This window comes from Actinomadura sp. 7K534, from assembly GCF_004348575.1.
GTDB classification, from domain to species: domain Bacteria; phylum Actinomycetota; class Actinomycetes; order Streptosporangiales; family Streptosporangiaceae; genus Spirillospora; species Spirillospora livida.
Map to the genome: position 1 here is coordinate 1 of NZ_SMKB01000223.1, position 11,545 is coordinate 11,545.

Sequence of the window (11,545 nt, forward strand, 5' to 3'; positions counted from 1 at the left end):
GCCCCCCACCCATGGCTCGGGGGTGGACCAGGGACACACCCTGGTGCGAACGGCGAGCGCCCCGCCCAAGCTTGACGGGTCGGCATCTCGCCGAACGTTTCCCCCGTGCCGGGAGCGGCGCCGGTTGTCCGGCCGGATCCCGCAGCGCGGCGGCTACGTCCTGTCATCAGCGGTCCGGGAGACCGTGGCCGACATCCGTGGGCGGCCCGCCGCCCGCACCCGGGCGCGCACTCCCTGGACATGAAGGGATCGAGGCAGTCATGTTCGACCAGCCGCTGGAGGGAGCGGTCGCGCTCAAACGTGGCGGCGCTCCTGCACATCACGCACGCCGCCGTCCCACAGTTAATCTACGCCGCATCGACCTCCCCCCGCCAGGTGGCCGACCTGGTGAACCTCGGTTCGACCGCCGGGCGAGCCGCCCCGCCGGGATGCAGCGTCTACAGCTTCACCAAGTCCGGCCTGAAGGCGTTCAGCGAATCACTCCGCCAAGAATTGCGCGGGGAACAGGTCCGGGTCAGCGTGGTGGAAACCGGCACCGTGGAAACCGGCACCGTGAGAACCGGCACCGTGGAAACCGAACTGCTGGACCGACCCAGCGAAATCGTCCACGAATCCGCCCGCCGGCGCATCGCCGGAATCGAGGCACTGCAAGCGGACGACATCGCGGACGCCATCGGCTACATCGTCACGCGCGATCGACGGATCGCCGTCAACGAAATGCTGGTCCGCGCGGGCGACGAGCAGTAACCCACACGCCTCGACAACCCGAGACCACCGGTCCACGAGAATCGAAAGACACATGAGAAGACACATTGTCGCAACCGCCGTCACCGCGTTGACCGCATCGGGCGGCAGCCTGCTCGCGGCCTTCTCCCCGGCCATGGCCGCCGAGCGTCCGGCGCGCACCTTCGTGGCCGACGCCGAGGCCAGGTGCGCGTCCATGGCGGGACAGCGCGTCGCGGCCACGGCCATCGGCCTTCCCACCCGCGGTGGCGAGGTCGTCTCCGCAACGCTCCACAACACCGACCGGGCGAGTGGCCGTCCCGAGTTCTGCCTTCTCCGTGGGACGGTGCACAGCTTCGACCGCGCGGCGCCCGACATCGACTTCCAGATCAACCTGCCCACGTCATGGAACGGGAAGTCGGTGCAGTTCGGCGGCAGCGGGTTCAACGGGACCGTCGTCACCGGACTCAACGTCGCCCCCGGGTTCGTCAACGCCGATCCCGCACAGGGACAGCCGCCGATCAACCGCGGCTACGTCACGTTCGGGAGTGACGGCGGCACCGCCGTGGGCACCGCACCTGCCGGATCCTTCGCCTTGAACGAGGAGGCGCTCGCCAATTTCTCCGGGGAAAGCGTAAAACGCACTCGCGATGCAGCCATAACCCTAATCCAGAAGTACTACACCAAAGAACCCACAAAACAGTACTACGTAGGAGCTTCCAAGGGAGGACACGAAGGACTCGTCGCCGCACAGCGCTACGGTGACGATTACGACGGGATCATCGCCTACTATCCGGCCATCGAGAATCAAGCGATGATGATCAGTTGGCACCGCATGTGGCAACAGGCTTACGACCGCCCCGGAGCCTATCTCGACGTCACCGAACAGCGGCTGGTCACAGACGCCGTGTACCGCACATGTGACGGCCTAGACGGCGCCTTCGATGGACTGATCTCCAATGTCCGAGGCTGCGACGGTGCCTTTTCCATCAACTCACTACGCTGCCCCGACGAACCCGAAGGCGCAGACACCGCCTGCTTGACCCCCGCTCAGATCCGAACCATGCGGACCGCGGCATCTCCTCATGAGTTCGCCTTCCCACTGGCGAACGGGGTCACCGGTATCGGCCGCTACCCCTTCTTGCGGGGCGCGGATCTCACCATGCTCCTCGACGACGCGGGAAACGCCGAAGCCGCCGGCTACCTCGGGCTGCTGGGGCCCGTCGTCCGCTACCTCGTCGTGCAGGACGGCAACGGTTCCTTGACGGACTTCGACTATCGGAAGTACGAGAAGCGGGTCAGAAAGCTGTCGTGGCTCCTCGCCACGACCGACCCCAATGTGGACCGTTTCGCTCGCCGTGGCGGCAAGCTCATCATCGTGCAGGGCACCACGGACGTCCTGGTCCCGGAAGAGTTGACCAACGCCCACTACGACCGGATGGCCGAACGCTACGGCTCGTCGATCCACCGCTTCGTGCGCTACTACGTCCAGCCCGGTATGGCCCATGGGAACGGCCGCTTCGACCTGGCTTGGGACTCCCTTACCGCCCTGGACACCTGGGCGAGCCGAAACAAGCCGCCCACGAAGCCCGTCGCAACAGATGCCGGCCCCGCTGCCGAACACCGCACACGCCCCTTGTGCGAATACCCGCGCTGGCCGAAGTACAAGGGCCACGGTGACGTCGACCAAGCCGAGAACTTCGTGTGCACCGGCAAACCCCGACACTGACGCCCGTTCCCTCCCGCAAGTCGGCAACGAGCGGTTGTCGCCAACGAACGCGCTACTTTGCTCATCGCCGAGTCGCTGGACGTGTTCTAGGGCGGTATGACGTGGGTCACAGTCTCGCGTGGTTACACGGAGACTGATTGACATCTGGTTGACATGCGATCTTGAAACCGGGATCGCTCGGCGTGCTGCAGGGCTCTGACCTGCGGAGACTGTGGAGCGGGTGACGGGAATCGAACCCGCGCTGTCAGCTTGGGAAATTTAAATAGGGTGCAATTTGGACATTGGCATAATCAGCCATTTCTCGCTAAGGTGCAGGTCAGCGGCCGAATCAAGGTGCCGCACGGTCCGTCGATCTATCACTGGATCACTCATGATCCAGTGATAGAAAAGTGATAGATGATCATGGCTAGCGAGGTGGCCGTCATGGGGTTCGTCCGCACGTACGACAACAAGAAGTCGACCCGCTACCAGGCCCTGTACTTGGATCTTCAGGGCAAGCAGCGCTCAGCCGGGACGTACGGGACATACAAGGAGGCTGTACGTGCATGGCAGAACGCAGAGGTCAAGCTTCGCGAAGGCATGCCATGGGACTACAGACGAGGAAAACAGAAGTTCCGGCAGTACGTCGAGGAGAAATGGCTGCCGCACCATCGCATGGAACCCAGCACCAGGCAGGACTACACCTCGGCCATCTACAGGCACATAATGCCGTACTTCGGCAATATGCGTATGCGAGAGATCTTTCCTGAGCACGTTCAGGAGTGGATCACCCACCTCAAAGCACAGGGCGTAACTCCGCGCCGCATTCAGTACTGCAAGGTCTCGATCCTCAACGCCATATTCACCACCGCGCTCCGAGACAACGTGATCGCAATCCACCCGAGCCGCGGCATCGAGACCGATCCGGTGCCCGAGAAGATCCGAAAGATCATTACGGTCGACCAGTTCGACGCGATCTACCAGCGGCTACCAGACTCGGACGCGCAACTGCTCATCGAAACCGACATCGAGAGCGGCCTCCGTTGGGGCGAGCTGACCGAACTGCGGGTCAATGACCTCGACTTCACCACCGGCATCCTCACCGTCAGCCGTGCGGTGGTCGAACTCAGCCGTAAGAACCACCCGGAGGGCAAACGGTTCCTGGTCAAGCCCTACCCCAAGAATCGGAAGCACCGTCGCTTCAAGCTCAGCCCCCAAATCGTCGCCAAGCTCAAGGCGCATGCAGAAGCCAACGGGCTCAAGCCGAATGACCTCTTCTTCTCCCGCCGCCATCAGGCAACGGCCGAACCCCACTCCGAGATCGCGGACGCCGACACGCTGAAGTTCGAAGCCCCGAACGGCCGCACATACACCCATGGCACGATCACCGCCTACAGCTTGGGCAAGTGCAAGTGCGATCGATGCCGGGCCGCCTACGCTACCTACCGCGCCAAGCGCCGCGCCGCAGGCAAGGACGACCCCCGCCGACCACGCGAAGTCGACACCGACCCGCACATTCCCGCCAACTGGTTCCGCAAGTACTGCTGGTACCCGGCCCGAGACGCCGCCGAGCTCGACTGGTCACCCCGTATCCACGACCTCCGCCACGCCCATGCCTCATGGCTCCTCGCCGGCGGTGCCGACCTGCAAGTCGTTAAGGAGCGCTTGGGCCACCTCAAGCTCTCCACCACCGAGAAATACCTTCACAGCCTTCCGAACGCCGATGAGACGGCCCTCAACGCCCTCGACAAGATCCGAAGCGCCGTGAAGTCAACGTCGAAGGAACCCTTCTCCGACGCTCAACTAGCGGAGGCCCAGGAGGAGATCGGTCGCCTGCGGAACCTAATCGCTGACCTGACCATCGCCCAACACACCACCAACGACAGACGGCTGCGCCCCGCTTGATCCACCACCATGGTGCCGCAACTACCGAGGGCACCTATGACGCCATTCAGGTGCCATGACGAATGTAGGAAGCCGCCTGGACCTTCCGCGCCGACGGCCTGCCTGGTGAACCGTCTTCGGTGGTTTCGCCGGCCAAGGGTCCGCGACGCGGCACCGTGCTGCGCGTCGACAGGCCCGGCATCAAGTCCGGCGAACGCCTCGGCGGCCACCGCTGGGCATTCCGAACGCACCCTGGCGCAGACCTCAGCTACCGGCGCCTGACCGCCCGCAACGAACGCTACGGCCACCTCACGCCGCACCTCGCGGCAGCACGAGTACCCATGACGATTGAGCCCCCTCGAAGCGGGCCAGACTCAGATCGAGCTGGTCTACGACGTTGCCGTCCACGCTGGACTGACTTCGAACGCCCGCTCGATTATGGTGCCGTGCTTGGCCGCGATCTCACTGACGCCAGTCGCTGTGAGGCACATACAGACGGTTTCCTAACACAGGCTGCCCACTTCGGCCAAAAAGGTTTAACGAAAACCATTGAGCCTTATAGGTTGGAGAGTCATCCTTCAGGCAGGCAGTAACGCTGCGCTGGAGGGCACGATCTTCCATGGCCGGTCGCCGAAGTCACGATCGCCTGTCTGGCCTTAGGATTGAGGACGCTGTCGCGGCCTTCGGGACCGAAGTCAGCGAGAAGCTCAACCGAGGCGGCGCCTCAGAAGATCAGCTTCGCGGTCCCCTGGAGCGACTCCTAAAGCGCGTGGCGCTCAAGCTAGGACTTGACGCCGTCGCCTATGGCGAGGTGCTGCTGAAGGACATCCACGCGCGTCCCGACTATGCCGTCGATCTCGGCAGCACTCGTGTGGGCTACTTGGAGGTAAAGGCACCCAACCGAGGCGCGCCCGGGACCAGGCTGTGGCGTCCGGACAAGCGAGAAAGAGAGCAGTGGGACCGGCTCTCGGGTCTGCCGAACTTGGTCTATACCGATGGGACAGCGTGGGCACGGTACTCGTTCGGCGAGTGCAAGAACCTGGTCCAGATCGAAGGTGACCTCACCGATCCGCGCAAGCCGCTGCGTCTGGCCGGCACCGATTTCTCCGATCTTGTCCTTGACTTCCTGTGCTGGGAGCCCGAGCGGCTCACCTCCCTGCCCGAACTCAATCGGCGTGTTGCTGGACTGTGCAGGCTCTTGCGCGATGAGGTCGCGGCAATCCTGCGCGGCTCACCCGACCACCGCGCCTACGAAGGGCTCAGCCTCCTGGCTGAGGATTGGCGTGCGTTGCTCTTCCCAGGTCTGGACGATTACGGCTTTGCCGACGCCTACGCCCAGACGATCGTGTTCTCTATGCTGCTGGCCCGCCTGGATGGCATCGTCTTCCAGGGCACACCCTTGCTGGAGATCGGCCGCCAGCTCAGCAAGAAGCACCTGCTCATTGGACGGGCCTTTCAGGTCTTGCTGGACAGTGCCGCAGTGGAAGAACTCCGCACGATCGAGACCCTGCATCGGATTGTCGGCGTCGTCGACTTCAGCCGGCCCAAGGGGGTCCGGCCGAGCATCTATGTCGAACTGTACGAGAAGTTCCTCGCCGCCTACGACCCCGGTCGGCGCAAGGAGAGCGGCAGCTACTACACCCCCGAACCCGTCGCGCACGCCATGGTCGACTTCGTCGACCAGATCCTCCGCAGCCGCCTGGCGATCCCGTGGGGCTTCGCCGACGACGGTGTCGTCGTGGTCGATCCCGCGATGGGGACCGGAACCTTTCTGGTCGAGGTCGTCCAACGTGTCGCCGAGACCATCGGTCAAACCCAGGGCGACGGGGCCCGCAACGAACGTCTTCGCGATCTGCTCTCAGAGCGGCTGGTGGGCTTCGAGGTGCAGGTAGCTCCGTACGCGATTACCGAGTTGCGTGTCCATCAGGCACTTTCCCGCTTCAGCACCGAGGTCCCCAGCGTGGAGACCCGGTTCCTGACCGACGCCCTGGAGAACCCGGTAGCGCAGCAAGGACGCATGGGTGGAGCCGCCACTTGGCCGCTGGAGCGCTCCCGCCAAGAGGCCAATCGCTTCAAACGCGAAGTACCGGTCATGGTCGTGATCGGCAATCCGCCTCATGTGGAGAACACCAAGGGCCAAGCACCATGGATCGAGCAGCCTCGCCGCCCGGGCACGGACAGCGACCGAACCCGCCCCTCCCTGGACGATTTCCGCGTCCCCGGCCTGGGCAAGTACGCCTCCGATCTGCACGGCATGCCGTGGCTGTTCTTGCGCTGGGCCCTCTGGAAGGCGTTCGAAGCCCACAGCGACCACGACCAGGGAGTCGTCGCCTTCATCGTCCCGGCAAGCCTTATCAGCGGCCAAGCGTTTGCCGGCGTCCGCCGATACCTGCGAAGCGTCTGCGACGAGGGCTGGATCTTCGAGTTGACGCCCGAGGGCAACCGCTCAAAAGCTGGAACGCGCATCTTCGGTCCAGCCGTCAGCCGCCGGCTGTGCATCGCCGTCTTCAGCCGGTCCAATGCTCTCGGGCTCAACAGCCCGGCCATCGTGCGGTATCTGGAACTCCACGGAAGCCGACTGCACAAGTTGACCCGGCTGGCAACGCTGGGGCCTGATGATCACGAGTGGAGAATCTGCAGAAGCGGCTGGGGAGCACCTTTTCTCCCCGAAGAGACACCCGAGTGGTCGCAGTACCCAGCGCTCAGTGACATCATGCCGTGGCGGTCCCGCGGCGTCACCCCGGGCCGCTCATGGATCTACGCCCCCGACCCGGACACCCTTAAGACCCGCTGGCGCCACCTCGTCACGGCAGACAACACCCGCCGCGTCGAGTTGTTCAAAGAGGGACGTGACCGCAAGATCAACACCACGCCGAGCCCTCTCCCGGGCTTTCCACCGGCCGACGGATCGCTCGTCCAGGAGACCGGCCCCTGCCCAGAACCGGTCCCGGTCTCCTACCGCCCGTTCGACCGGCAGTGGGTGATTCCCGACAACCGCCTGATGGAAATGCCCCGCCCTCCGCTCTGGGCGGTGCGCTCCGACCACCAGATATATGTTTCCGAGCAAGATACACACGCTATCAAGAGCGGCCCGGGACTGTTATTCGCCACTCATATTCCCGACCTGGATCACTTCAACGGCCGCGGCGGCGGCGTAAGACCGCTCTACCGAAACGCCGAGGATACCAGCGATGCCTCAGCCAACATCGCACCTGGCCTCCTGGCCCTGCTGTCCCGGATCTTGAAGACCACGGTCACAGCCGACGATTTACTTTCCTACATAGCGTCAGTCAACGCTCACCCTGGTTACACCGAGCGCTTCCGCGCAGACCTAAAAGATCCGGGCGTCCGCGTACCTCTGACAACACAGCCCGAACTGTGGGCCGAAGCAGTCGGTCTCGGACGTCGCCTACTGTGGCTGCACACCTTCGGTGAACGCCACCACGATGCCGCAGTAGGTCGCCCCCGTGGTCACCGGGCTCTCGCTCAGCACTTCGGCATCCGCAACCCCACGCCGATCACGACGCTGCCTTCCCGTTCAGCGGGAGAGATAGTTTACGACTCGTCCTCCCTGACGCTTCACATCGGCACGGGCAGCATCCGGCCCATGACACCAGCAGTCTGGAATTACGACGTCGGAGGCATGCGGGTCATCCGGCACTGGCTGAACTACCGGACCACCGAATACCACGGAAAGTCCTCACCCCTAGACCACATAAGACCACAACGCTGGACAGCCGCAATGACCGACGAACTCCTGGCGGTCACGGCGGTTCTCACAGGATGCGTGGCCCTACAAGACGAGCAAGAAGATCTTCTGCAGCGAATATGCGCCCAACCAACAGTCAGCGCATCAGAACTGACAACAAGAGGAGTGCTCCCACCTCCGAAGCCGTCTACCGCTGCACCGCGGAATGCCGGAGCAAGGAGCACTCAACACTTGCAGGAGCAACTGCAAATGCAAAGGCAATCACCAAATACCAGCATCTCCAACATGCAAACAGGTAGACCGATCACATGAAGGTCAGGTCACGCCTGCCCGTTAGCGTCAGAATCGGTACATCTTATTGATCTAACAGGGAGGCCGTCCGGGTGTCCTGGTCGATAATCAGGTTTTGGCGCCGCGAACTGCGCGCGGTGACGGCGCGAGCGAGGGCGGGTTGGAATGCCGCCAAAGTGAGGCAGATCGCGGCCATGGCGGTCCACATGGACGTTGCCCCGGCGCGCTGGAGGAGTTGGGTTCCCAGAAGTGGGGCGGCGACTGCGGCGATGCCCCAGCTTGTGCCGTAGACGGCCATGTAGCGTCCGGTGGCGCCGGGTGGGGTGATGTCGGCGACGGCAGCGTACATCCGTCCCATCAGCAACAGATCGCCCAGGCTCCACGCCACGGTCGCGGTCAGGAACACGGGCATGGTGTGGGCTATGGCGTAGGCGGTGAGGCCGAGAGCCAGCAGCAGGTAACCGATGGTCCAAGCGGCGGGCGCGGGCAAGGGCAGGCGCTGGAGCGGCTGGCCGACCACGATGGTGAGGGCGGACGCGGTGAAAAGCAGCCCGGCGTCGGCGGGTTGCAGCCCTCGGTGGGTCAGGGCCAGCGGGAGGATGGTCATGATCTGCAGGTACACCAGGGCGAACACCGTCCCCGAGGCGAACAGGGCCATCAGCAGCCGGTCGCGCCACGGTGCGGTCGCGCCGGTCCGTTCGGGTTCCCGCTCTGGTGCGGCGGCGCGGGTGGACCGGTCTGCGGGCAGGCCGAGGCGTATGACCAGCGCGCAGATCAGGCAGGTCACGGCGTCGGCGATGAACAGCCAGCGCAGGTCCCAGCGTCCGAGGCCGGCGGCGAGCAGGCCGGCTCCCATGCCTGCCACGGCCAAGGCGGCGTTGAGGAGGCTGTAGGCGCGTACGCGTTCGGCCTTCCCTACGGCATCGGCGATGATCGCTTGGCTGGCCGGTTCGTACAGCTCGAAGACCAGACCGAGCAGCACCGCGAAGCAGACGATGACGGCGATGTTCCCTGCCGCTGCGATCCCCGCCTGCGCCAGAGCGCAGCCGAGAAGCCCGGCGACGATCGTGCGGCGCCGCCCGAACCGGTCGGCCAGCCGCCCGCCGGCGAGCCGCGAGGGGATGGTCGCCAAGCCGAACGCGGCCGAGATCACCCCGGCGGCAGCCGGGCTTGCACCGAGGCCGGTGGTGAGGAGCACGGTGAGGAAGGACAGGGAGAACGCCCCCAGGCGGTTGACCGCCCGCGCCACGATCAGCAGCCACACCGTGCGCGGCAGCCGCTCCCCGGACGGCCCGAGGATCCGCATCACCCTCCACCGTTACTAGCGAAATCAGTATCGTCGGTGACGAAGGCTAGAGCGGATGGAGTGACCGGTCAAATGATGTTCGATAGTCACGTCGCGGCGTTGCTGGACGCGGCCGTGGCACTGGTCAACGTGCTGACCAACGGCGCCAAGGGCGGCAAGCCCTACACCGCGCCACGCGGCGACGACCTCCCCCGCGCGGTCGCCGCCGCACTTCCCTCCACCCAGGAGAGCCAGATCGGCCCGGAGGAGGCCGTCTACCTGTCGCGCACCGCCCAGCGGATGCGGACCGTGTTCGAGGCGGTCGAGCACGGGCGCATCGGCGACGCGGCCGGCACCGTCAACGAACTCCTGCGCTCCACCGGCGCCCGCCCGCAGCTCGACCTCGTCGCGGGGGAGCCCTGGCAGGTCCACTTCCACGGCGCGAGCGACTCCCTGGACGTCGGGTGGAGCGCGGGATGCGCCACCGCGCTCGCCCTGGCCATCGGCAGCGACCTGGCCGGGCGCCTGGGGATATGCCAGGCACCCCGATGCGACCGGGTCTTCATCGACTCCTCCCGCAACGCCGCCCGCCAGTTCTGCTCCACCAACTGCCAGAGCCGCGTCAAGGCCGCCGCATTCCGCGCACGCCAGGCCGAACGCCGATGACCGGCCCGACCCGGATGCTCACACCGTCAGGTGATGCGCCAGGGCGAGATGCGGGTCGGGCCCGTCCGACAGCGGAGCCGGATCGGTGTGCACGAGGGCCGCGCCAGTTTCGGTACGGCATGCAACAGAGCATGCTCGGCCTCGACGGCGATCTCATAGGCTTGACCGACGGTGAGATCGGCGTCGACGACGATGGCGACCTCGGCCCGCAACCGGTGACCGATCCACCGCATGCGCAACTCCCCGACCTCCCGGACACCCCGCACCTGCCGCAGCGCCTCCTCGGCCCGGCCGATCAGAGCAGGGTCGACGGCGTCCATGATGCGGCGGAACACCTCACCGGCCGCATCCCGGAGCACCAGCAGGATCGCGGCGAGGACGGCCAGTGAGGAGAAACCGTCGTTGCGGACGTGCAGCCCGTCGGCGACCAGCGCAGCCGAGCCGACCTGGCGGCGGACGCGAATCCTGAGCTCGGGCGGCCAAGCAACTCGAACCATTTACACGGCGACAAGCTCACGACCGTACCCGAGCTCCCACTACCGCCGATTCTACGAATCACCGCTTGCAGACCCGTGCCTGAAGGGTAGGACGAGCTCCTCAGGAGCCTCGGTTCGGTGGGGCACGGGCGCCCCCTTTTGACCCCTATTCGGCATCGAGCAAGGCCAGAAGTGCGGCTGTCGGGACGCGGTAGCAGTTGCCGATGCGGAGCACCTTGCAAGGGAATTGGTCGTTCTTGGCGAGTTGGTAAGCGTAGGTGCGGGAGAGCCCCAGGGCGCGGGCTGCCGTGACGATGTCAACAACGCTGGGGAGTTCCGTGAGGTCTTTGTACTTGAGTGCCTGCATGTGCGACCTCCGTGGATCCGGTGTCTCGGTCGGATGACTGATGTGGGCGTTTTCAGGTGAAGCACCAGCCGGTGTCGCAGGTGCCGTCTCCGTCTTCGAAGGGGAGGGTGTCGGTCTCGGGGGTGACGTCGGCGAGTGGGGCGTTGTAGCGGGTGAGGTAGACGGGGTCTTTGCCGAGGGCGTGGCGGCGTTGGTTGATGGTGGTTTCTAGGTCGCAGGCTTTGGTGAAGAGGGCTGGTTGGTGGCGGCGCATGTCTTGCCAGGTGGTGAGGCGGTGGAAGGGGCAGAACCAGCAGGCGGATTTGGGTGGGACGGGTAGGCCGGCGGAGCGGATGATGCGGGGGCAGTCGGTGCGGCGGATGCCCAGGTCCAGGAGTGGGTAGACGATGCGTTCGTAGGGTTCGTGGCGGCGGGTGTTGGCGCGGTGGATTTCGTC

The 11,545-nt window shown here is 65.1% G+C and carries 7 protein-coding genes and 3 pseudogenes; 6 read left to right on the forward strand and 4 right to left on the reverse strand.

The features are described 5' to 3' along the window. The first annotated feature begins 240 nt into the window (after positions 1 to 240). The 5 genes and pseudogenes from E1266_RS29965 to E1266_RS29980 all read left to right on the forward strand — a co-directional run bounded on the left by E1266_RS29965 (position 241) and on the right by E1266_RS29980 (position 8,336). Positions 241 to 747, forward strand: coding sequence for an SDR family NAD(P)-dependent oxidoreductase (locus E1266_RS29965; protein WP_132052726.1), 507 nt, complete (start codon positions 241 to 243; stop codon positions 745 to 747). Positions 748 to 799: 52 nt separating this feature from the next. Further along, positions 800 to 2,452 (forward strand): tannase/feruloyl esterase family alpha/beta hydrolase, encoded by a 1,653-nt coding sequence (locus tag E1266_RS29970; RefSeq protein ID WP_132052728.1) that lies wholly within the window; start codon positions 800 to 802, stop codon positions 2,450 to 2,452. Between the two features lie 579 nt (positions 2,453 to 3,031). Next, a pseudogene (locus E1266_RS40040) lies at positions 3,032 to 3,217 on the forward strand (N-terminal phage integrase SAM-like domain-containing protein); the annotation flags it as partial. Positions 3,218 to 3,358: 141 nt separating this feature from the next. Further along, positions 3,359 to 4,138 (forward strand): annotated as a pseudogene (locus E1266_RS40045) (site-specific integrase); the annotation flags it as partial. A 946-nt stretch (positions 4,139 to 5,084) separates the two neighbouring features. Beyond that, positions 5,085 to 8,336, forward strand: coding sequence for a type ISP restriction/modification enzyme (locus E1266_RS29980; RefSeq protein ID WP_165966265.1), 3,252 nt, complete (start codon positions 5,085 to 5,087; stop codon positions 8,334 to 8,336). 43 nt (positions 8,337 to 8,379) lie between these two features. Here E1266_RS29980 and E1266_RS29985 read toward each other — a convergent pair whose 3' ends face one another. Next, positions 8,380 to 9,621, reverse strand: coding sequence for an MFS transporter (locus E1266_RS29985; RefSeq protein WP_207945996.1), 1,242 nt, complete (start codon positions 9,619 to 9,621; stop codon positions 8,380 to 8,382). A gap of 72 nt (positions 9,622 to 9,693) precedes the next feature. Here E1266_RS29985 and E1266_RS29990 point away from each other — a divergent pair, with 72 nt between their 5' ends. Beyond that, the gene (locus E1266_RS29990) at positions 9,694 to 10,266 is read left to right on the forward strand and encodes a CGNR zinc finger domain-containing protein (protein WP_132052732.1); all 573 of its coding nucleotides are present in this window, start codon (positions 9,694 to 9,696) and stop codon (positions 10,264 to 10,266) included. A gap of 26 nt (positions 10,267 to 10,292) precedes the next feature. Here the strand turns inward: E1266_RS29990 and E1266_RS29995 are convergent, their stop codons facing one another. From E1266_RS29995 to E1266_RS38335, 3 genes and pseudogenes are all read right to left on the reverse strand, one after another. Continuing rightward, positions 10,293 to 10,763 (reverse strand): cation transporter dimerization domain-containing protein, encoded by a 471-nt coding sequence (locus E1266_RS29995; RefSeq protein ID WP_243719057.1) that lies wholly within the window; start codon positions 10,761 to 10,763, stop codon positions 10,293 to 10,295. A gap of 145 nt (positions 10,764 to 10,908) precedes the next feature. Further along, complete coding sequence (locus E1266_RS30000) at positions 10,909 to 11,109, reverse strand: helix-turn-helix domain-containing protein (RefSeq protein WP_132052734.1); 201 nt, start codon at positions 11,107 to 11,109, stop codon at positions 10,909 to 10,911. 52 nt (positions 11,110 to 11,161) lie between these two features. Further along, positions 11,162 to 11,545 (reverse strand): annotated as a pseudogene (locus tag E1266_RS38335) (phosphoadenosine phosphosulfate reductase); the annotation flags it as partial.